This is a genomic window from Eubacteriaceae bacterium Marseille-Q4139, assembly GCA_018223415.1.
Classification (GTDB): Bacteria; Bacillota; Clostridia; order Lachnospirales; family Lachnospiraceae; genus CABSIM01.
In genome coordinates this window covers 2,198,929-2,220,659 of sequence record JAGTTQ010000001.1, presented here as the reverse complement: position 1 = coordinate 2,220,659, position 21,731 = coordinate 2,198,929, and the positions used below count along the sequence as shown (strand labels likewise).

Annotated in this window: 17 protein-coding genes; 5 read left to right on the top strand and 12 right to left on the bottom strand. The window is 54.1% G+C overall.

The window, feature by feature from the left end:
* Positions 1–165: 165 nt before the first annotated feature.
* The 3 genes from KE531_10510 to KE531_10500 form a co-directional block, all read right to left on the bottom strand.
* Positions 166–1,455: a 2-hydroxycarboxylate transporter family protein gene (locus KE531_10510; GenBank protein ID MBR9954034.1), complete on the bottom strand. Its 1,290-nt coding sequence runs from the start codon at positions 1,453–1,455 to the stop codon at positions 166–168.
* 28 nt (positions 1,456–1,483) lie between these two features.
* Complete coding sequence (greA, locus tag KE531_10505) at positions 1,484–1,987, bottom strand: transcription elongation factor GreA (protein MBR9954033.1); 504 nt, start codon at positions 1,985–1,987, stop codon at positions 1,484–1,486.
* 81 nt (positions 1,988–2,068) lie between these two features.
* Positions 2,069–2,884, bottom strand: a complete 816-nt coding sequence (locus KE531_10500; protein MBR9954032.1) for a MerR family transcriptional regulator — start codon at positions 2,882–2,884, stop codon at positions 2,069–2,071.
* A 90-nt stretch (positions 2,885–2,974) separates the two neighbouring features.
* Here KE531_10500 and KE531_10495 point away from each other — a divergent pair, with 90 nt between their 5' ends.
* Positions 2,975–4,303 (top strand): multidrug transporter MatE, encoded by a 1,329-nt coding sequence (locus tag KE531_10495; protein MBR9954031.1) that lies wholly within the window; start codon positions 2,975–2,977, stop codon positions 4,301–4,303.
* 22 nt (positions 4,304–4,325) lie between these two features.
* Here KE531_10495 and KE531_10490 read toward each other — a convergent pair whose 3' ends face one another.
* The gene (locus KE531_10490; protein ID MBR9954030.1) at positions 4,326–5,498 is read right to left on the bottom strand and encodes a mandelate racemase/muconate lactonizing enzyme family protein; all 1,173 of its coding nucleotides are present in this window, start codon (positions 5,496–5,498) and stop codon (positions 4,326–4,328) included.
* Positions 5,499–5,630: 132 nt separating this feature from the next.
* A complete protein-coding gene (locus tag KE531_10485; GenBank protein MBR9954029.1) occupies positions 5,631–6,743 on the bottom strand; it encodes an alkaline phosphatase family protein in 1,113 nt (370 codons plus the stop codon).
* Positions 6,744–6,921: 178 nt separating this feature from the next.
* On the opposite strand from KE531_10485, the gene KE531_10480 reads away from it, so the two are divergent.
* From KE531_10480 to KE531_10470, 3 genes are read left to right on the top strand one after another with little or no spacing between them, the layout of a single operon-like run.
* On the top strand, positions 6,922–7,305 hold the full coding sequence (locus KE531_10480) for a GntR family transcriptional regulator (GenBank protein ID MBR9954028.1): 384 nt from the start codon (positions 6,922–6,924) through the stop codon (positions 7,303–7,305).
* Positions 7,298–8,158 (top strand): ABC transporter ATP-binding protein, encoded by an 861-nt coding sequence (locus tag KE531_10475; GenBank protein ID MBR9954027.1) that lies wholly within the window; start codon positions 7,298–7,300, stop codon positions 8,156–8,158. The genes KE531_10480 and KE531_10475 overlap by 8 nt, the downstream gene beginning before the upstream one ends.
* Positions 8,151–8,798 carry an ABC-2 transporter permease gene (locus KE531_10470; protein ID MBR9954026.1) on the top strand — a complete coding sequence of 216 codons (648 nt, stop codon included), beginning with the start codon at positions 8,151–8,153 and terminating at the stop codon, positions 8,796–8,798. Before KE531_10475 ends, KE531_10470 begins: the two co-directional genes overlap by 8 nt.
* A 193-nt stretch (positions 8,799–8,991) precedes the next feature.
* Here KE531_10470 and KE531_10465 read toward each other — a convergent pair whose 3' ends face one another.
* From KE531_10465 to KE531_10445, 5 genes are all read right to left on the bottom strand, one after another.
* The gene (locus tag KE531_10465; protein MBR9954025.1) at positions 8,992–9,891 is read right to left on the bottom strand and encodes a DMT family transporter; all 900 of its coding nucleotides are present in this window, start codon (positions 9,889–9,891) and stop codon (positions 8,992–8,994) included.
* A 50-nt stretch (positions 9,892–9,941) separates the two neighbouring features.
* Positions 9,942–13,496, bottom strand: a complete 3,555-nt coding sequence (gene mfd / locus KE531_10460) for a transcription-repair coupling factor (GenBank protein ID MBR9954024.1) — start codon at positions 13,494–13,496, stop codon at positions 9,942–9,944.
* A gap of 30 nt (positions 13,497–13,526) precedes the next feature.
* Positions 13,527–14,102, bottom strand: coding sequence for an aminoacyl-tRNA hydrolase (pth, locus tag KE531_10455; protein ID MBR9954023.1), 576 nt, complete (start codon positions 14,100–14,102; stop codon positions 13,527–13,529).
* A gap of 204 nt (positions 14,103–14,306) precedes the next feature.
* Positions 14,307–16,037, bottom strand: a complete 1,731-nt coding sequence (locus tag KE531_10450; GenBank protein MBR9954022.1) for a [FeFe] hydrogenase, group A — start codon at positions 16,035–16,037, stop codon at positions 14,307–14,309.
* Complete coding sequence (locus KE531_10445; GenBank protein ID MBR9954021.1) at positions 16,031–17,863, bottom strand: FAD-dependent oxidoreductase; 1,833 nt, start codon at positions 17,861–17,863, stop codon at positions 16,031–16,033. The genes KE531_10450 and KE531_10445 overlap by 7 nt, the downstream gene beginning before the upstream one ends.
* A 399-nt stretch (positions 17,864–18,262) precedes the next feature.
* Here KE531_10445 and KE531_10440 point away from each other — a divergent pair, with 399 nt between their 5' ends.
* Complete coding sequence (locus KE531_10440) at positions 18,263–19,495, top strand: ATP-binding protein (GenBank protein MBR9954020.1); 1,233 nt, start codon at positions 18,263–18,265, stop codon at positions 19,493–19,495.
* Between the two features lie 54 nt (positions 19,496–19,549).
* Here KE531_10440 and KE531_10435 read toward each other — a convergent pair whose 3' ends face one another.
* Together KE531_10435 and KE531_10430 are read right to left on the bottom strand one after the other, a co-directional pair.
* Positions 19,550–20,578 (bottom strand): aminotransferase class V-fold PLP-dependent enzyme, encoded by a 1,029-nt coding sequence (locus KE531_10435; protein ID MBR9954019.1) that lies wholly within the window; start codon positions 20,576–20,578, stop codon positions 19,550–19,552.
* A 242-nt stretch (positions 20,579–20,820) separates the two neighbouring features.
* The gene (locus KE531_10430; protein ID MBR9954018.1) at positions 20,821–21,708 is read right to left on the bottom strand and encodes a tyrosine recombinase XerD; all 888 of its coding nucleotides are present in this window, start codon (positions 21,706–21,708) and stop codon (positions 20,821–20,823) included.
* Positions 21,709–21,731 lie beyond the last annotated feature (23 nt).

Sequence of the window (21,731 nt, the reverse complement as noted above, 5' to 3'; positions counted from 1 at the left end):
CGCAATATCCGCCTTTCGTCATAGAAGGCGAATCAGGCTCTGCCCGTGAAAAAAAGTATAACAGAAATGGCAGTAAAAGGCAATGAAAAGGACTCGTTTCTGGCACAGCAAATGTATAAATGCCGCAATCTATCCATCCATGCCTCCCTTAGAACCTAATAACTCTCACCCCACCACCTGCACCAAAATCCCTCCAAGTGTCAGCATCAGCGCCCCGCATGACCTTGTAACGATCTGCGCGAAGGGCAGGAGCTCCATCCTGTGAGAGCTGCTTAAGACGGCCACATTCCCGGAGCCGCCCATGTTTGTCGTGCACATCCCGGCGGCGATGGCCGATTCCAGCGGATAAAAGCCCACAAGCTTTCCAAGGAACGCCGCCGTCAGAGAGATGACGGCCACAATCAGGACGACTGCCAGAAGATAAAGGGGCGTTAAGGTCTTTAAAATCGTGTTGAGGTCGATGAGCGTAAACCCGATGCCGGTTAACGCCGCTGCCGTCCAGCTGTGGATCGCAAACTGCCCCCACTCCCTGGCTGCGTCCTCCAGCTCCGCGGACATGATGCCCGTCCCCTTCACCAGCACGACGGCGATAATCATCCAGGCATACGTTGGAATAATCGGCACAAAGTGATTTAGGAATGCCCCAAGCTGGTAAAAAGCAAAGGCGATCACCATGCCGGTACATAAAAGCGCAAAAGTGGGCTTCATGGGCGCCGGCGCCTTCACCGGCTTCCCGTCGTTTACCAGCATGCCGTTACCCGTGGTTTCCGGGTGGGTCTTCCCGAAATTGTTGAGAAGTCCGCCGAATACGATGGCTACGCAGTTTCCAAGCACCGTGGCCGGCGCCATCTTCGTGAGCACCTCCGACGCATCGACGCCCAGGGTTTCCGAATAGATAGCCGATAACGGCACGGTTCCTGCCGTCATCCCGCCGCTCGTCATCGGGACGCCGACGTAAAGGATGCCGCCCCAGAAGCCCTCTCCCAGAAGGATCCCGAAGATCCCGGAAAGGAGAATCCCGGCCGCCAGGGAAACCACGGCCACCGGAAGCAGCTTCACCGTGGCGCGAAGAAGCAGATTCCTGTCGATGTTAAAGAGGCTCCCGGTAATCAGCGCCGCAATGTAAAACACGAGAAAGCCGCTGTCATTGACAAAGTAATTTAACGTATCATACGTCTGCTGCGGCAGAAGGCCGGCCGCCTCGATGGCCGCCGCGCCTAAAATGCAGATCACGGAGCCGCCCAGGTACGTTTTCACCACCGGCACCGTGTTCCCGATGGTGTTTAAGCCCTCGCCGAACACCATCAGCACGAAAAAGGCCGGCACAAGGCTCATCGGCACACAGCCTGCCGCCATACATGCCGCCGTCAGGGCAAACACCATGAAATATAATGGAAGCGGAAGGCCAAGAATTTTCTTTCCGCTTCCCGTTTTTGCCTGCGTTTTTTCTTTCATCGTCTCATTCCCCCGCTGCCGTTTCCCGCTAAAAGCTTCTGAGGGCATCGCTGCCGTCGTCCACGGTCTTTTCGATTCTCTTGATTACCACGTCATAGCCGCTCTTTTCGTTGACCTGCACATGAATCCGGTCCCCGACCTTTCGCCCGAGAAGCGCCTTTCCAAGGGGTGACTCGGAGCTTATGAGCCCCTTTAAGGAGTTGCCGCGAACCGTCGTCACCACCTTATAGGTCTCGGTTTCGTCGTCATCTTCAAAATACACGTCAACCGTATTGTAAAGTCCCACCTCATCCTCTTTGGAGTTGTCGGCAATCACCTTCGCCGTCTTAATCATCCGCTCCAGATACCGGATCCGGCTCTCATTTTTATTCTTGTCGCGCTTTGCGGCGTAATATTCAAAATTCTCGCTGAGATCGCCCTGGGCCCGCGCTTCTTTTACCGCCTCAATGGCTTCTTTTCTCACCACCAGCTTCCGGTACTCGATCTCCTCTTCCATCTTTTTTATGTCATTTTTCGTCAGCTCGTTGTACATAATCTTCCAAGCACCTCCATGCCCTTAATCTTACCGCTGCCGGGCCGGAAATGCAACTGTCAGAATGTATTTTTTCAGCCGTTACGGCGCCTCTGCCCCAGGCAGGCTGCACCGCAGTTCAAAAAAAGGCTCCGAATACGGGAATTTTTCCGACCACAGCTCCACCTCGACAACAGTCCTGTCATAATTCATGGAAAACAGTTCCGGGAAATGCGCCGGCGCGTTATGAATTCCGCTCTCCTTTAAAACCGTGCAGAGATAGTCACCGGCAGGGATTCGAAGAATCCGGGGATCTTCCATGATTTTCTCTTCCGTTTCCCGGATGGCAAGAAAAAGATACGATCTGGCCTGGCCGCCTGAACATATCTGGAACTGTCCGCTGTAATATCCGGCCGGCAGCCCGCGCGCCTCCATATCGGACATCAGACGGTAAAAAGCCCCGTAAAATTCCGTGCCTCTCTGTATCCCCTCATAGGGAACGGTCCAGCAAAGCCGTTCCGGGAAATACCGCTTCACATATGGGCTGACCCGGCACTCCTCCGCATGGGCCAGCTCGTTTTTTACTTCTTTAAGAAATGCCAGCCGCTTCCGGATCCGTTTCATCTTTTCCTCTGCCAGCCTGGTTCCATGTGCCATCAGCTTCGCGTAATCAATCTGGCCGTCTGTTTCCAGAAGAAAGTCTTTAAACTGCTTTAACGGGATATCGAGCTCCACGCAGAACTGGATTGCCTCCACGATTTTCACATGCTGAAACGTATAATACCGGTACTGGCTGTCCGGATCCACATAGGCCGGCTTCAAAATCCCAATCTCCTCGTAATAGCGAAGAGACTGGACATGCACACCTGTCAGCTTCGACAGCCGGCCGATGGAAAACAGGTGGTTTTTATCTGCCATTTTTTCTGCTCCTATTGACTCTCATATAATATTAGACTTTATAATAGGACGCTGCGGGAAAGAAGTCAAGAAAAGGAGGATAAGAAAGATATGGATTTACTGAAAGACAAAATCGGGAGCCTGTATCTGAAATTCCTGGCTCCCTCGCTTTTTTCGGCCCTGGTTACGACCATATACAGCTTTGTCGACACCATCGCCATCGGGAAGGGCGTCGGCACAGACGGAACGGCCGCCTGCGCGGTCATCTATCCGATCATGGGGGTTGCCTCCCTGTTCGGCTTTCTCTGCGGCATCGGCGGCTCTGTCCGCTTCGGAAAAGCGCGCGGTGAGGGCCGCATGGAAAAAGCCAACGCCTACTACACGGCTTCCCTGATCCTGGTACTGGTTCTGACTGCCCTTGTGTGGCCGTTTACAGCCCTGTTCCGCAAAGAAATTTTTACCTTATTCGGGGCAAGCAGCGCTCTCATGCCTCTCGTCCTGGAGTACGGCGACTGGATCATCGGGACATTCCCGGCCTTTATCCTGTCGGCTTATTTTACCTGCATGGTGCGGTGCGACGGCGCGCCCAATGTGGTTATGGGCGCCGTCATCGCCGGCGGGGTTTTTAATGTTTTCGGAGACTGGTTCCTGGTTTTCCCCATGGGCATGGGGATGGCAGGTGCGGCAATCGCCACGGCCGGCGGCACCGTGATTCAGCTTTTCGTGCTCTGCGCTTACCTGTTCTCACAAAAAAGCAGCTTAACGCTTGTGAGGCCATGGAAGCTTACGAAGGCATTTTTCAAGTCCGTCACGGCTGGCTTCAGCGCCTCCGTGCTGGAATTTGCCTTTATCATCCTGACCTGTATCCTGAATAATCAGATCATGCGCTACGGCGGGGAGACCGCCCTGGCTGTTTTCGGCGTCGTCTTAACCTGCTCCGGCATGTTCCAGCACATTTTCACCGGCGTAGGGCAGACCATCCAGCCGATTGCAACGACAAATTTCGGTGCCGGACAGATCAGGCGGATTGCCAGCCTGCGCCGGATTTCGGAGTTGACCGTCATCGCCATGGGCATTGTTTTCATGCTGTCGGGCATTCTGTTCCCGGCGCAGATCATCTGCTTCTTCATGGACGCGACGCCCGAGGTGCTTTCCGCAGCCCCGGGCATCATGCGGATTTATTTTATTTCGTTCCTGTTTATGGGCATCAACATCTGGGCCACCTTTTATTTCCAGTCCATCCTGCGGACACGCACCTCCACGGTGCTGTCCCTTCTGAGAGGACTCATCCTCAGCGGGCTGCTTTTATATCTTCTTCCGGCCTGGCTCGGCCTTGACGGCGTATGGTGGGCCATGGTTCTCACCGAGGGGATTGTCGCCGCGGTGACGCTGGCCTGTGTTTTTGTCACGAACCGCACCTTGCAGCACCGGCTTTTGTAACGCAGGTTTTTCTGCCGCACACCTATTTTATCGTAACGACCTCGCCTTCTGCAAAGGCCTTTTCGGAAATCTCGTTTCCGATTCCCGGCAGATCCGGGATCAGGAACTTTCCGCCGTGGGGCTGGTAGTCATGGATTGCCAGCTCCCGGCAGGACGGTGCGAGGCTCCAGACGTTCTGTTCGTGGATCACGAAGTTGGGCAGCGTACACTCAAGCTGGAGCGAGGCGGCCGTGACGATGGGGCTTCCGCAGATATGGATCTGGATCCCTACGTCATGGGTAAACGCCATATCGCAGATTTTTTTCACCTCGGTGATCCCGCCGCTTGTGCCGATGTCCGGCTGTGCGATCTGGATTGCCTGCTCTTTAAAGAACTTTTCATACTGCCATCTGGAGAAAATCCGCTCCCCGCTGGCGACCGGAAGCCCCGTCTCCCGGTGGACATAGCTTAAAAGCTCCGGGTGCGGCGTCGTCGGCTCCTCGAAGTAAAACATGCGGTACGCCTTTGCCATGTTCGCCATCTGGACGGCCGACTGCGCGTCTGTGTAGCAGTGGTTCTCTAAAATGATGTCGTTATCCGGCCCGATGGCCTCCCTGGTGACTACAATCCGCTCTTCGACTAACTTCATATGAGCCTGGCTCAAAAGCCCGGCCTGTTCGTTTTCCGTGAACCGCCCCTCTCCCTCTTTGTAGGAAAAGAAATCGGCTTTTACGCAGTCATAGCCATCGTCGATGGCTTTCTTCGCCTCTCTGGCGTAGTCCTCAAGACTCCTGGCCGGTGTGTAATCCGGCCCCCAGCCAAACTGGATCTGGCTGGCGTAAGCCCTCAGGCTTTCCCTCTGTTTTCCGCCCAGAAGCTCATGAACCGGCACGCCGTATGCCTTTCCCTTGATGTCCCAGAGGGCGATGTCGATGGCGCTGATGCCGCCGAACACCAGGGGCCCGCCGTTCCGTCCCCAGAAGCAGTTCCGGTAAAGGTGGTTCCAGATCACCTCATGCTCTAACGGGTTCATGCCAAGAATCCTGGCCGCACAGTCCTGAACCATCCCAAAGGCCGACCGGGAGACGCCGCCGTATCCCAGTGCCGCTTCTCCGTCGCCGTAAATTCCCTCGTCCGTATAAATCCGGCACAAAACCGGCGTCCAGCCGCGCTCGTTGGGTTTTGCTCTCAGTACATCGACTTTTGTAATCTTCATAAGATGCCTCCTTCTGTTTTTTCTGAAATCCCTTTGTTATCTGATTTCATCATAGCTTCCCACTCTGTTTTTGTAAATTACTGATAAACTTATGAGTTACTATGAAAAAACATAGTCCGGAGACACATCATGTTAGCAGGAAATCCCCATGAGATGAGCGGCGATGTCTTTGGAATATGCGTACTCCTCTTTTCCCCGCTCCGGGTTTATGGCAAGGAGGGGAACCTCGCGCTCATAAAGGGAGCCGTGGGTTCTGGATTCCTCCGTATAGAGGATTTCCTCACTGCATTCCCCGAAGGCGCTGTCCTTTTCCGTCAAGAGGACGTAATCGCCGATGGGCCCCTCCGGAAGATGGTACCGAACGGCCGCCTCACCGGCCGTGAGTACCTGCTCCATGTACGGCTGTGCGGCTGCAAAATCCCGGAACGCCTCCGCCTGGGACGGATCCTTTAAAAACACGTAGAGCATGCCGCCCTCCTGGTAAATATGGTTTTCCACGTACCGGTCTTTTAACGGTGTCAGGCAGTAAACGTCAAAGCCGGCCCTTCCTGCGGCCGTCTGGAAATTGACAATCCTGGTTTTCTTGTTCATGCCGTGGTCGGCCGTGATGTAAATCTGACGCTCCGGCTCCCGTTCGGCGATCTTTTCTATGTATGCGTCGATGGCCCGGATCTGCGCCCTCGCCTCCTCAGCGCCCGGCGCAAAATGATGGAAAATGTAATCGTTGGTCGTGCAGTACAAAAGCTCGGGGCTGTCCGTTTCGATGCAGCGGTATGCCGCCTTCACAATCCACTCCGACGCCTCCACACTGTCGATGGCCGGCGGCGCCTCCAGGCCGTAGCGCGAAAGAAGCGCTGCCTCCGGCGCCTGGGCGCTGATTCCGATGTCAGCCCCGTCGCCGTAGACGCCAAGGACTTTTCCCTTTACCGTGAAAAGCGCCGTCTTTCCGCCCTGTTTCCTGACATGCTGGAGAATCGTTTCGGCCTTCATAAAGCCGCGTTCCTCGATGAACCCCTCTTTTCCCGTGGCCCTGTCATAAAAATAATTTCCTACCACCTTTGTCTCGGCTGGCCACCGCCCCGAAAGGATGAAGGCGTGGTTCACGTTTGTCACCGAGGGCATCGCCCCCTGTACGGTCTTAAAAAATCCCCGTTCCCCGGCAAGCCGAAAGATGTTCGGCGCCGTCTTTTCCGTCAGATATTCCGGCGCACAGCCGTCGATTACAAGAATCATCACTTTTTTCATCACAGATTTCCTCCGTTTCCATTCAGATTTCTGTATCTGGCCTTATTATAGCGCCCTGCGGGCGGCCTGTCCAGAAATGCAGGCAGTGCAGAAAATCTGTTATTGCCATCATCTGTCTCATATGTTATACTGTTATATATAACAATATAATAGTTTAGATAAAAGGAGTGACGGCAGGTTGAAGCTAATCATTTCAAATATATCGGGCATACCCATTTACGAGCAAATTAAACAGCAGGTTAAAGCCGCTATCCTGTCCGGTGAGCTGAAAGAAGGGGAGACATTGCCGTCTCTCCGGACTCTGGCGAAGGACTTAAAGATCAGTGTCTTAACAGTTACGAGGGCCTATACGGAACTGGAACAGGAAGGGTTTGTTAAGAATGTTCAGGGCCGCGGCTGTTTTGTATTGGGAAGCGGTTCTGAGCTTATGAAAGAGCAGCTAATCCGTAAAGTAGAAAATGGTATAACAGAAGCTATAAAAGCGGCGAAAATTGCCAACCTATCCAAGGAAGAGCTGCACCATCTTTTAGATATTTTATTGGAGGCGAATACAGATGACTAATTATTTGGAGGTAAAAAATCTGTCGAAATCCTTTGACCATTTTCAGCTTCGCAATATTACTTTCTCTCTCCCCAAAGGATATATTATGGGGCTGATCGGGCCAAACGGCTCCGGCAAAACAACTACAATCAAGCTCATTCTGAATATGCTGGAGCGCAGCAGCGGAGAAATCAAAATCATGGGCCTGGATAATATCGCTGACGAGCAGAAGGCAAAGGCAGAACTTGGCGTTGTATTTGATACCAACTATTTCAGTGATGATTGGAAAGTTACTGAGGTCGAAAAATCTATCTCCGTTTTCTATCCCAACTGGAATTCGGAGCGGTTTGCTGAAATGCTGCGAAAGTTTCATATTGTTCCGGCTAAAAAGGTCAGGGAACTTTCAAAAGGGATGCAGATGAAGCTGATGCTGGCCTGTGCGTTCTCCTATGACGCAAAGCTGCTGATTTTGGATGAACCTACCAGCGGCCTTGATCCTGTTTCCAGAGATGAATTGCTTCAGATCCTCTCGGAATACATCGAGGACGGGGAACACAGCGTTCTATTTTCTACCCATATTACCGGCGATTTGGAACGGGCTGCTGATTATATCACATATATCAGTTATGGTGAACTGTTTTTCAGCGGCATCAAAGATGAATTTGTTGATATGTTTCGTATCATCAAAGGCGGCAGGAATGAACTGTCCGCTGATTTGCAGGCGAAGGCCATAGGCGTCCGCATTTTCCCGACTGGTTTTGAAGCTCTCGTCAAAACCGAAGATATTGGCGCATTTCCTGCATTGGACATTGAACCGGCAGCCATTGATGAAATCGTCGTTTTTACAAGCAGGAAGGGGGAAGATTATGAGTAATATACTGAAAGCTGCGAAACTGGATTTTTCCCTTATAAAACCGTATGTTAAACTAATTGGTTTTACTATGCTTCTTCCCATCGCTTTCGCGGCTGTCAACCGCTCCATACTGACGGGAGTCTCTTTTGCCATGTGCTTTATCGCCATGACAACCGGCTATCCTTTTTCCGTCGCAGAGAAAAACAGCATGGAACGCCTATACGGCATTTTGCCTGTAAAGAAAGGGGAAATGGTAATAGGGCGGTATCTCTTTGTTGCTGTGCTTGGAGCCATCGCTCTGGTGGTTTCCCTTATCACGCAGCCGATTGTATTGCGGGCCTTGGGCGAAACCGTTAAACGGTCAGACATTCTGAACGCGGCCATTGGCGGCCTGTTCTTGTTTGCGCTTTACACGGTGTTTCAGCTTCCGGGATATTACAAATTTGGCTCTATCAAAGGCCGGGTATTTATGTATATTCCGGCAGCAGGTTTTTTAGTGACTTTGTTCTTTCTTCCCGGACTGCCTGCTGATTCCCCCATGATTAACGCAGCCGTCAGCTCACCTGTGCTGCTTCCTGCTTTTGTGACTGCGCTGGTGGCTGTTATGTATGCTGTGTCGATCTGGTTCTCCGTCCGGATTATGAAAAATAAGGAGATGTAAGGTGCGATCAATGCGCCATGTGCCCTGCCGCAGTCTGGCATCTCTCTGGCCCTCTATTACCTGGCTCTGGGCGTTATAAGGGCCCTGGTTTTACATGACGTCAGGCTGATCCCACTTGTAAAAGGGATTCATGACTAGAAAAAACGGAGCCGCTCCGGAAACTGCTGCATGGTTTCCGAGGCGGCTCCGGCAACTATGAAAGGTTTTCCCGATACTCCATAGACTGCTTTCTTTTAACTGGCAGATCCAGCTCCATGAACAATAAGCTTAAAAGCATGAGTGCCATGCCAAGGTACCCGCGGGGAGCAAGAACCTCGTTGGCAAAGACAAAGGCAACAAGCGTTGCAAAGACAGGTTCCAGCGTAAAAATCAGCCCCACATGGCTGGCTGTCGTATATTTTTGCTGGACAGCCTGAATCACAAATGAAATCCCTGTGCAGAAGAAGCCTAAAAACAGGGAGGAGAACCACGCGGCGGCCGTCGTCGGAAGATGCGGTTCCTCAAAAAGGATGGACAGCACAAAGGTAATGATCCCAACTACGCCCAACTGGCACACGCCAAGCGCCAGCGCGTCCACCTCCTCATGCCGGACGGCTCTCTCCGTCATCGTCAGATCCAGGGCATAACAGACCGGGACGCCGAGGCATATCACATCCCCCACGGCAGGGCGCAGGCGGTCATCCAGCGTTAAAAGCGCCAGTCCGACCGCACACACGGCGATGCAGAACAGCATTTTCCGGCCCGGCCGCGTCCCATCAATAAAATAGGCAAAAACCGGCGTGATTACCACCGGCAGCGCGCTGATAAAAGCTGCGTTGGACAGCGAAGTCCGGGATATGCCGTATCCGTAAAAGATATAGGTTCCGGTTAAAACAAGTCCTACCAGGAGGCTGTAACGAATCGTCGTCCTGTTCATATTCATCAGCTTTTTGCGGAATACGATTCCCAGCACGAAAAAAGCGGACAGGAACCGAAATGCGTTGAGAAACATTGGCGGCAGGTCTGTCAGGCTTATGTCCGTCAAATAATAGGAAGTGCCCCAGAAGGCGGTAATCATCAGAAGCAGTAAATCTGCTTTTTTCTGCTTATTCATTTTTTTGTGCCTCTTTTGAATTGTTTTATTTGTGGGATGCGGCGGTATGGTTACGCCGCCGGCTTATCCCCAAGCTCCGCCAGCTTTCCCAAAATTTCCTTCGCCATTTCCATCATTTTCTCGCAGTCCTTATTCTTCGACCGCTTATCCTGATAAAGCATGAACGGCTTTTCCCCGGGCACGAACCGCAGGGCATTCTTGTACTCGCCGATGAGCGCCGGGATGCCGGATACGTCTAATTTTGCTTTCTGGTACATCTCGAAGCGGATTTCCTGGCGGTTGATGTCCACCTCGGTCACATACGCCCTGTGGGCCATGGCCTTTAGCTCGGCCACTCGAAGGAGGTTATCCACCGGCCGCGGGATATCGCCGAAGCGGTCCATCAGCTCATCCTGCATATCCATGTACTCGTCGTCGGTCTCGATGGCCGAAATCCGTTTGTAGATATCGAGCTTCTGATACTCGTTCCGGATATACGTGTCGGGGATGAACGCGTCGATGTCGCAGTCCACCGTGGAATCGAAGCTCTCCTCGACCTCCCGGTTCCCCTTTAACGCCGCCACCGCCTCATTTAACATCTTGCAGTACAGGTCATACCCCACCGCCTCCATGTGGCCGTGCTGTTCCGCACCTAAAATATTCCCGGCGCCGCGAAGCTCCAGATCACGCATGGCAATCTTGATGCCGGAACCCAGCTCCGTAAATTCCCGGATGGCCTGGAGCCGCTTTTCCGCCTCTTCCTTAAGAAGCTTATCCCGCCGGTACATGAGAAATGCAAACGACGTCCTGTTGGAACGGCCGATGCGGCCGCGGATCTGGTAAAGCTGGGAAAGCCCGAGCCGGTCGGCATCATGAATAATCATGGTGTTGGCGTTGGGAATGTCAAGACCCGTCTCGATGATGGTGGTGGAGACGAGGACGTCGATGTCCCCGGCCACAAAATCCAGCATGATCCGCTCAAGCTGGTGCTCCCGCATCTGCCCGTGGGCAAACGCCACCGTGGCTTCCGGCACAAGCGCCGCCACGTGATTTGCCACCTCGTCGATATTGTTGACGCGGTTGTACACATAATACACCTGCCCGCCGCGGGCCAGCTCCCTGTGGATGGCTTCCCGCACCATCTCGTCGTTGTACTCCATCACATACGTCTGGATCGGCACCCGGTCCACCGGCGGCTCCTCCAAGACGCTCATGTCGCGGATCCCCACAAGGCTCATGTGCAGCGTCCGCGGAATCGGCGTCGCCGTCAGTGTCAGGACGTCCACGTTCTGTTTCATCTGCTTGATTTTTTCCTTGTGGGCCACGCCGAACCGCTGTTCCTCGTCGATAATCAAAAGGCCGAGGCTTTTAAACTCCACATCTTTCGAAAGGACGCGGTGAGTGCCGATGACAATGTCCACATAGCCTTTTTTTAAGCCCTCTAACGTCAGCTTGATCTCCGACGGCGTTTTAAACCGCGACATGAGATCGACGCGGACAGGGAAATCCTTCATCCGCTGGACGAAGGTATTGTAATGCTGCTGGGCCAAAATCGTCGTGGGAACAAGATAGACTACCTGTTTTCCCTCCTGGATGGCTTTAAAGGCCGCCCGCAGGGCAATTTCCGTCTTCCCGTAGCCCACGTCGCCGCAGATCAGCCGGTCCATGATTTTTCTGCTTTCCATATCCCGCTTCGTATCCTCGATGGCTGCAAGCTGGTCTTCTGTTTCCTCGTAAGGGAACATCTCCTCAAATTCCTTCTGCCAGACCGTATCCGGCCCGTACTGGAAGCCGTCCGTATTCTGTCTGGCGGCATAGAGTTCCACCAGTTCCTTTGCAATTTCTTTCACTGCCGACTTGACGCGTGTCTTTGTCTTCGTCCACTCGCTGCCGCCAAGCTTATTGAGCTTCGGCTTTTTCGCATCGGAGCCGGCATATTTCTGGATTCCCTCTAACTTCGTCGCCGGCAGGTACAGATTCCCGCCGTCGCCATACTCGATTTTCACATAGTCCTTCGTCACATGATCCTGCTCGATCTTTTCGATTCCGCGGTAAATCCCGAGGCCATGGCTCTCATGCACCACATAGTCGCCGACGGTCAGTTCCGCAAAGCTTGCAATCTTCCGGCCCTCGTAGTGATAGCGCTTTTTCTTCTTCTGCCTGCGCTCCGCCCCGAACATGTCGCCCTCGGTGATGACGACAAATTTGATAAGCGGGTAGGCAAAGCCCTTGTGGAGTTTTCCGTAGGTCACGAGAAGCTCGCCAGGCTTCACGGGCTGGCCGGGATCCTCGGGACAGAACGCGCGCAGGTCATACTCCCTCAAGTCGCCGGCCAGACGGCTGGCCCTGGTTCTGGACGCCGACAAAAGGACGACGCGCCAGCCCTCTTTTTTCCATGCCGTCAGGTCTTTGATTAAAAGCTCAAAGCTGTTCTGGTAGGAGTTTACGTTTTTCCCTGTGATGCTGTACTTTTTCTTCACGGACATGCCGGGAAGCTTCTGGTCGAGGCCCGTAAACAGCAGGCTTTCCTTATCCTGGAGCGCCGCCAGCACAGCTTTCGCCGGGTAGAGAAGCTCCGCCTGCCCCGGCAGGATGTAGCCCTTTTCCAGCCGGTTCCCCATGCTCTCCCGGAATTCCATCTCCACGGTTTCGCCTTTTTCCTTAAGCCTCTGGGGTTCGTCTAAGATCACCGCCAGGCCGCCCTCTTTTCCGGCGTCTCTCATGTAATCCAGAAAGGAGACCGTCTCTTTCACGAAATAGCGGATATAGCCGTCCAGCCCCCTGACGTCAAAGCCCTCTCTGAGGGACTCGGAAAGCTCCTTTACCGCCATAAAAATCCGGTGGGCCTCCTCTGTCTTCATGGCATCGCGGAATTTCTTTTCCTGCTTTTTCCCCTCTTTTTCAATGAGGCTTAAGCCGTCGGACACCTGTTCTTCCTTCAACACTGTCTCGGCCGCCGGGTAGATGACGGCCTCGGAAAGCTGGGCGATGGAACGCTGGCTCTCCGGGTCGAAGGTGCGGATCGAATCCACCTCGTCGCCCCACAGCTCAATTCGCAAAGGCTGTTCCTCGGTCAGCGGGAAAATGTCCAGGATTCCGCCGCGGATGGAGAACTGGCCCATGCCGTCCACCTGCCCCATCCGCTCATAACCCATGGAGACGAGCCACTCTGCCGTCTCCTTTAAATCAAGAAGCTGGCCGCCGGAAAGATGAAGGCAGCTCTCCTTTATCATGGAAAGCGGGAGCAGATGATCCATCAGGCCGTCAAGCGTCGTCACCACGACGCCGCCTTCCTCCTCGATCAGTCTGGAAAACACCTGCATCCGCTGTCTCGTCAAGAGGTTTCCGTGGATGTCCGAGCTGTAAAACAAAAGATCCCTGGCCGGGTACAGCCACGTATTTTTCTCAAAATAGCAGAAATCGTCGTAAATTTCCCTGGCTCTGGTGTCATCGTAGGTCACGATGAGCTTCCACGCTTTTTTCTCCGTCAGCCCGTGCATCAGGTGCACCTTCTGGGAATCCGTCACCCCGCAAAGCTGCACGGGGCCGCGTCCCAGCGAAAGATCCCGCTCGATGTCCGTATATTCCGCCAGCTCTGTGAGCGGATTTGCAAATATTTCTCCCATACGCGCCTCCCATGCATGCGTTTTTCCGGCCTATCTGCCTTCTTTTTTTGCGTTGTGATCGTTCATGGCCTTGTCGATTCCCTCGGAAACAATCTCGCAGACAGCGTCAGCCGCTTCCTTTACCGCCTGCTCCATGATTTTCTTCTCCTCGGCGGAAAAATGCCCGAGCACATAGTCTGCCAGATCCATTCTGGGCGGCTTCTCGCCGACGCCCACCTTCACCCGCGGAAATTCCTGGGTGCCGAGATGGGCGATGATGCTTTTGATGCCGTTGTGGCCGCCGGCGCTGCCCTTCGCGCGGATCCTGAGCTGGCCCGGCGCCAGGCTGATGTCGTCGTAAACCACCAGGATGTCTTCCGGATCTACCTTATAATAATCAGCAGCCGCCCGGATACTTTCCCCGCTGGAATTCATATATGTCTGGGGCTTTAAAAGAATGACCTTTTCGCCTCCAATGACGCCGCGGCCGCAGAGGGCCTTGTGCTTTTTCTCGGAAATATCCGTCCCCAGCTTGTCGGCCAGCGCATCCATGACCATAAAACCGGCGTTGTGCCGCGTCCCTTCGTACTCCCTCGTGGGGTTCCCAAGTCCTGCTATGATAAACATTTTTTGTAATTCTCCTTTGCACGCCTTTAAGGGCCCTTTTTCAGCGCCCTGGAATTTCATTTTATCAGGTTTGAGGGGTGGTGGCAAGGGGGTGGAAAAATTTTGAGGGTGGTTTTTCCATGCGGCACTGATGACTCTCCTGCGTTTATTAGAGCCCCTGGCTGCGCCAATCGCGCGGCCAGGGGCTTTCCGTTACCTTTGTCCCTATTTCTTTTGATGCTCCGTATGCAAAAGCATATGTGACCGATAAGACATGGGCGCTCCGAAATATTCTCCGTACAGCCTCTGAATATCCGGGTTCTCGTGGGAATAGCGGATTTCTGCCTCGGCATCGAGGGCGTAAAGCTTCTTTCCGCGTAAGAACGCCAGCTCCTCACCGTCGTGGATCGGCTGTCCGCCGCCGCCAACGCAGCCGCCGGGACATGCCATAACCTCTACGAAGTCGTAGTGGGCCTCGCCGCGCTCGATTCTCTCCAGGAGCCGTCTCGTATTTCCAAGCCCGCTGACGGCAGCCGTCCGGACTGTAATATCGCCGATCTGGAATTCCGCCTCCTGAACGCCTTCGTTGGCGCCGAATCCCTCGCTTCTTACGGCGCGGAACGCATCGGCCGGCGGATTTTCCTTTTTAATAATATAGTAAGCCGACCGCAGGGCCGCCTCCATGACGCCGCCGGTTGCACCGAAGATCACGCCGGCGCCGGTTCCGTCGTGCATCGGGCTGTCGCTCTCGATCTCTGTCAACGTCTCAGGGCTTATGTGCGCCGAGCGGATCATCTTCACTAACTCCCTTGTCGTGATGACCGCGTCGATGTCATGGCCGGCATATTCGCCGTAGAATAACTCCATCTCACGCTCGCTCTTTTTCGCCACACAGGGCATTACGGACACGGTGAAAATCTTCTCCGGCGGAACGCCGATTTTCTCCGCAAAATACGTCTTCATGACGGCGCCGAACATCTGCTGCGGCGATTTTGCTGTGGACAGGTATTTCACGAGCTGCGGGAACTGGCTCTTCACGAACCGGAGCCAGCCGGGACAGCAGGATGTGAACATGGGCCGCTCCGAAAGCTCTCCGCTTGTGAACCGTTTCACAAACTCGTTTCCTTCCTCCATGATCGTAAGATCCGCGGAGAACACCGTATCAAACACATAATCCACGCCCATGCGCTTTAAGGCGTCCATGATTTTTCCGATGCCGGCTTCGTCCGGCGAGAGGCCAAGCTCCTCGCCCCATGCGGCACGGACAGCCGGAGCCACCTGGGCCACGACAACCATGTCATCGTTTTCAATGGCCTCCCAGACCTTTTCCGTATCATCCCTGGCCGTCAGCGCACCCACCGGGCAGTGGGTAATGCACTGGCCGCAGAGGGAACAGTCGGCCGTCTCGATGGTCTTTAAGCCGGACACGTTGATGGTCGTCCGGGAGCCGGTTCCTTCCACGTCCCAAACGCCGAGCCCCTGAACCTTGTCGCAGATCTGGACGCAGCGCATGCATTTGATGCACTTTTCCGAATTGCGGATTAACGGGAATTCCCGGTTCCACGGCCGGTACTCCGGCTCCTGCTTAAAGGGGATTTCCAGGATGTTCAAGTCCCTTGCGATGTTCTGGAGACTGCAGTTTCCGCAGCGCGGACATGCGACACAGCGGGTATCATGCTGAGACAGGATGAGCTGCACCGTGTTGCGCCTGTGGTTTCTGACCTTCTTGCTGTTGGTGTAGATCACCATGCCTTCCTCGGCCACGTTGTTGCAGGAGGTAATCAGCCTTTTTTTCCCTTCCACCTCCACGACACAAACACGGCAGGCGGCAATCTCGTTGATATCCTTCAAATAGCAGAGCTTCGGAATCGGGATCCCGCAGGCGGCGGCAGCTTCCATGATTGTCGTATTCTCTTTTACCGAAATTTTCTTTCCGTCAATCGTAATATTTACCATAATTTTTCCCTGCCTCCCTTAAAGATTCCGTATCCGAAATGATCGCAGCGCAGGCATCTGGACGCCTCCTGATGCGCCTCTTTCTCCGTCATGCAGTTCTCCACGCCTTCAAAGTCATGGATCCGTTCGCAGGCCTCCCGCTCCGTCATGTTCACGCGGCCGCAGGGCAGGCGGTCTTCCAGGTTGGGCTCAGGGATCTCCACGTCGCAGGTGATCTCATGGCGGTAGCCCAGGTATTCGTCGATGTTGGCCGCCACCACCTTCGCCGCAGCGATGGCCTGGATCACCGACGCCGGCCCGCTGGCACAGTCACCGCCGGCGAAGACGCCCGGCATATTCTCAAAGGCACCGCTGCTCTGGGTGATGATCTTTCCGCGGGAAACCGGGACTCCGGCTTCCTCAAAATGGGTGTACTCAATGGCCTGGCCGATGGCACGGATCAAAAGATCGCAGGGAATATAAACATCCGGCTCGCCGGAATTCTTCACGCTGGCGCGGCCGTCCTTGATAGCACTGATGATCTGGGGCGCCGCGTAAACGCCGCGGATTTTTCCGTCCTCATCCACGTCAAGAGACGCTGGCGCCTTCAAGGTCAGGATTTCAACGCCCTCGGCGATGGCCCCCTCAATTTCCGTCGGCAGGGCCGTCATGTCGTTTCTGCGGCGGCGGTACAGGATGCTCACCTTCTTCGCACCGAACCGCTTGGCCGTCCGAACCACGTCCATGGAGACGTTGCCGCCGCCAATGACGACGACCTCTTTGCCGGTCATATCCATCATCTCGTCCATGCCCACATTCCGCAGGAATTCCACAGCCGAAAGCACGCCCTCGGCATCCTCGCCTGGCAGCCCGAGACGCCTGTCTGCGCTGGCGCCGATGGTGATTAAGACAGCGTCATATTCCGAGCGCAGCTTCTGGATCGTCACGTCGCGGCCCACCTTGACGCCGAACTTCACTTTTACGCCGGTCTTTAAAATGCTGTTGATATCGTCCTCCAGCCGGTCTTTCGGCAGGCGGTAATTGGGAATGCCGTACCTTAACATGCCGCCGAGCTTCGGAAGCATCTCAAATACGGTCGTCTGATGTCCCATGAGCTGAAGGTAGTAAGCCGCGCTTAATCCGCCCGGGCCGCCTCCCACGACGGCGATGCGCTTGCCTGTGGACGGCATGCATTTCGGCGGTTCCACAACGCCGGCATAATCGGCAGCAAACCGCTTGATGCCGCGGATGTTGATGGGCGCGTCCACCATGTTCCGGCGGCACCTGGCCTCGCAGGGATGCTCACAGATGAAGCCGCAGGTGGTCGGGAACGGATTATCCTTACGGATCAGCCGGATGGCGTCCGCGTACCGCCCTTCGCCCACAAGCGCCACATAGCCGGGAATGTCCACGTGAGCCGGACAGAGCGTCACGCAGGGCACCGGCTGGTTGTATGTACATGTACAGCGTCCGTTCTTAATGTGCCCCACATAGTCGTCCCGGTAACCGATCAGTCCCTTGTACACCATATTGGCTGCTTCGTAGCCAATGGCACAGTCTGCGGACTCCATGATGGAAAGGGCAGTTTTTTCCATCAGATCCAGGGTTTCCATTGTGGCTTTCCCGCCCAAAACGTCGCGGATCAGCTGGTTTAGCTGCCCAAGGCCGATCCGGCAGGGCACGCATTTCCCGCAGGTCTGGGCGTGGCAGAGCTCCAAAAAAGCGCGGGCCATGTCCACGGGACAGAGTCCGGGCGGGCTTGATTCGATCCTCCGCTCCAGATCTTTGTAAAGCCCTTCCATGACAATCCGCGCTCGATTCGGAGAAATGATTTCCAATCTGCTCATAATTTAAGTCTCCTTTTCGCATGATGGTTTCCGCAGGCAAAGCGGGACGCGCATCTTCCCCCTTTGGCAGGTGCGTTTCCCTGATTTTATCATATTTTATGGTCGATAATCAAGTTTTATCTGATATTTTATGTGGGGAATCCTATTTTATTCGACGGATTTTGGGAAATACTGGGAGAGAAGATGAGCAGCCGGAAAACAGTGATTATATGAGTTGATTTTTTGTAAAAACGTGTAATTTTATTGTGATTTTTGTTGTAAAAATGTGTAATTCTTGTTTGTAATCACCGTAAAAACGTGTTAAACTATACTTGTTTTAAAGAAAGGACGGTGATGCAGGTGAAGCGGAATGCAATCCAGGATTTGATCCGCTGGAAAACAGACGATGACCGTAAGCCAATGGTGCTCAAAGGCGCGCGGCAAACGGGAAAAACCTGGCTCATGAAGGAGTTCGGGAAAACCTGCTACGAAAAATATGTCTACTTCAATTTCGATGAGGAAGAGGAACTGAAATCCATTTTTAAAACCAATAAAAACCCACAGCGGATTTTGGAGCTTCTCTCCCTGATTGCCGGTGAAAAAATCCTTCCCGAAAAAACCCTTGTCATCTTCGATGAAATTCAGGAATGCCCGGAGGCCTTAAACGCGCTCAAGTATTTCAGGGAAAAAGCCAACGAATACCATGTCATTGCGGCCGGCAGCCTCCTGGGAACGCTGCTTGCCCAGCCGAAATCCTATCCTGTCGGCATGGTGAATCTTTTAAATATCCGTCCTCTAACCTTTGATGAATTTTTGCAGGCCACAGATGAAAGCCTCTATCAGTATTACTGTACCATAGAAAAAGGACAGGCGATTGAGACACTTTTCCACGACCGGCTGATGGACGCCTATAACTGCTACCTTATTATCGGCGGGATGCCGGAGTGCGTGGCTTCCTGGATCCGTCACAGGGATCCGGCCAGGGTTTCGCAGATACAGCGCGAATTGATCGAAATCTATGAAAATGATTTTTCTAAGCACAACGGGCGGATTAACAGCGGCCGCATCCTCATGGTATTCCGCAGCATTGTGGCGCAGCTTGCCAAGCCCAATGAAAAGTTTATGTACGGCGCCGTCCGTGAAGGGGCACGGGCACGGGAATTCGAGGAAGCAATCGAATGGCTGGTATCTGCCGGAATGTTAAACCGCGTCTATAATGTCTCGAAAATGGAACATCCCCTTGCAGCCTTTGATAAGCTGGATGCTTTCAAGCTTTTTGTCTTTGACACGGGGCTGCTTAAGCACATGGCAGGCATCGACAACAGCGCCATCCTCTTGCAGAATGACTATCAATTCAAAGGGCCGCTGACCGAAAACTATGTCTTGCAGCAGCTTTGCGGACAGTTTGAGGCGCCGCCTCGGTACTTCGCCGACCGCAGCGGGGAGATTGACTTCGTCTTGCAGAACGGTACGGAAATCATTCCGGTAGAGGTCAAGGGAGACGAAGACAAATCTGCACCAGCTTTTAAGCGTTACGTGAACGAGCATCAACCGGCGCACGCCATCCGTTTCTCCAAACGCGGATATCTGAAAAACGGTCTGATTACCAACATGCCGCTGTACCTTGCCGGAAAGCTTCGCAGTCTCCTGTAAAATTCAGGCGGAATCCCTCTCGCCCAGGAATTCCGCCCTTATTTTTCCCATTTCCTATCCCAAAAGCCCCATCAGGCTCTTCACGTCTTCTTCGCTCGTGGCCCAGCTGGTGGCAAACCGCACTACCGTGTGGGTCTCATCGTACTTCTCCCAGAAGCTGAAGGACACCTTTTCTTTCAGTCTTTCCATCTCTCCGTTTTCCAGGATCACAAACTGCTGGTTCGTCGGGGATTCCAGGAAGAACCGGCAGCCTTTTTCATGAAGGCCCTGCTTTAAAAGCTCTGCCATGTCGATGGCGTGGCGGCTGATGTTAAAGTAGAGACTGTCGGTGAACAGCTCGTCGAACTGGAGCCCCAAAAGCCAGCCCTTCGCAAGCAGGCCGCCCCGCTGCTTCACCATGGTCATGAAGTGCTTCGGCATGTTTTTCTTCGTGAACACGACGGCTTCGCCGAAAAGGGCGCCCACCTTCGTCCCGCCGATGTAAAAAACGTCGCAGAGCTCTGCCACATCAGCGAGGGTCACGTCCGTCTCACGGCTCATAAGCCCATAGCCTAAACGCGCGCCGTCCAGATAAAGCGGGAGCTTGTACTCCCGGCAGACAGCCGAAATGTCGGAAAGCTCCTTTTTGCTGTACAGCGTGCCGTACTCCGTCGGATGGGAAATGTACACCATGCCGGGGAATACCATGTGCTCATAGTTCCCGTCGTGGTAAAAGTCCTCGATGTACTGTTTGAGCTCTCCCGCGTCGATTTTCCCGTCATGCTCGGGAAGCTCCAGCACCTTATGGCCGGTACATTCGATGGCACCTGCCTCATGGACGCTCACATGGCCTGTCTTTGCCGCCACAACGCCTTCATAGGGTCTTAAAACTGAAGAAATCACAATGGCATTCGTCTGGGTGCCGCCCACCAGGAAAAATACCTCTGCCTCCGGGCACCCGCAGGCCGCGCGGATTTTTTCCTTTGCGCTTTCACATAAAGAATCGCTCCCGTATCCCGGGAAATTCGTCTGGCTGGTCTCGGCCAGCCTGGAAAGGATCCGCTCATGGGCGCCCCTGGAATAATCACATTCAAATGACAGCATTGTTTTCTTACCTCCTTGGACTGCGTTTCATTGTCTGGGGGTATTTTAGCATATGTGGGGGAAATATTCCAGAGGTTTGGAGAAGTCAGGGAGAAGACGCAGCGTACAAAAAAGGCAGGGTCTTAACCCCTGCCGCTTCTGCACTCATCGACCTGATCCGGAATACGCTCCAGAAACAGGTCAACGACCTCTATCATCTTTCGTATGTGTACCCCACACTTCCGTAACGGCACAAAACACCGCTACTTCCTCGGATGCGCGGTTCGGTACGCGTCCCGCACGGAATTTATTCCCGTGTAGGACATGTACATCTGGGTGGTTGCCAAATCGGCATGGCCCATCATGGTCTGCACGGCCCGCACATCGGCCCCGTTGCTTAAAAGATGCGCCGCAAAGGAGTGGCGCAGCGTGTGGGGCGTGATGTCCTCCTCGATCCCGGCCTTGCGGCCATAGGACTTAATAAGTTTCCAGAACCCCTGGCGGCTCATGGCTCCGCCGCTGCAGTTGGTGAAGAGAAGCTCGGACTCCCCGCCCTTTAAAAGCTCCGGCCGCCCGCAGTCCAGATATTTAAGAATCGCATCCTTTGCCACGCGGCCGAAGGGCACCATCCGTTCCTTCTGCCCGTCACGGCACGTAATGAAACCCACGGCCAGGTTCACGTCTTCCATCCGCAGGTTTATCAACTCCGAAACCCGGATTCCCGTGGCATAGAGAAGCTCCAGCATGGCCTTGTCCCGGATTTCCTTCGGCGCCGTCCCGTCCGGCTGCGAAAGGAGCCGGTTCACCTCTTCCACGGTCAGAATCACCGGCGGCTTTTTCTCAATCCGCGGCGCATGAAGAAGCTCCGCCGGATCCCGCTTCACCCTGCCGCTCCGGATCTCATAGTGGAAAAAGGCCTTCACAGACGCTAACATCCTGGACACGGTCGTCGCGGCCCGTCCCTCGCGTTCCAGATGCAGCATATAGGAGGTCAGCGCCGTCTTCGTCACTTTTGCCGGCTCCGTGATCCCCATCTCCTCAAAAAAGGCCGCCATCTGCATCAGGTCGCGGCAATAGGAAACCTGCGTGTTGGAAGACGCATGCTTTTCCCGTTCCAGATAGTCAATAAAGCTTTTTATTTCCTCTTTCATTTCCTTCCCTTGAACCTTTCTGA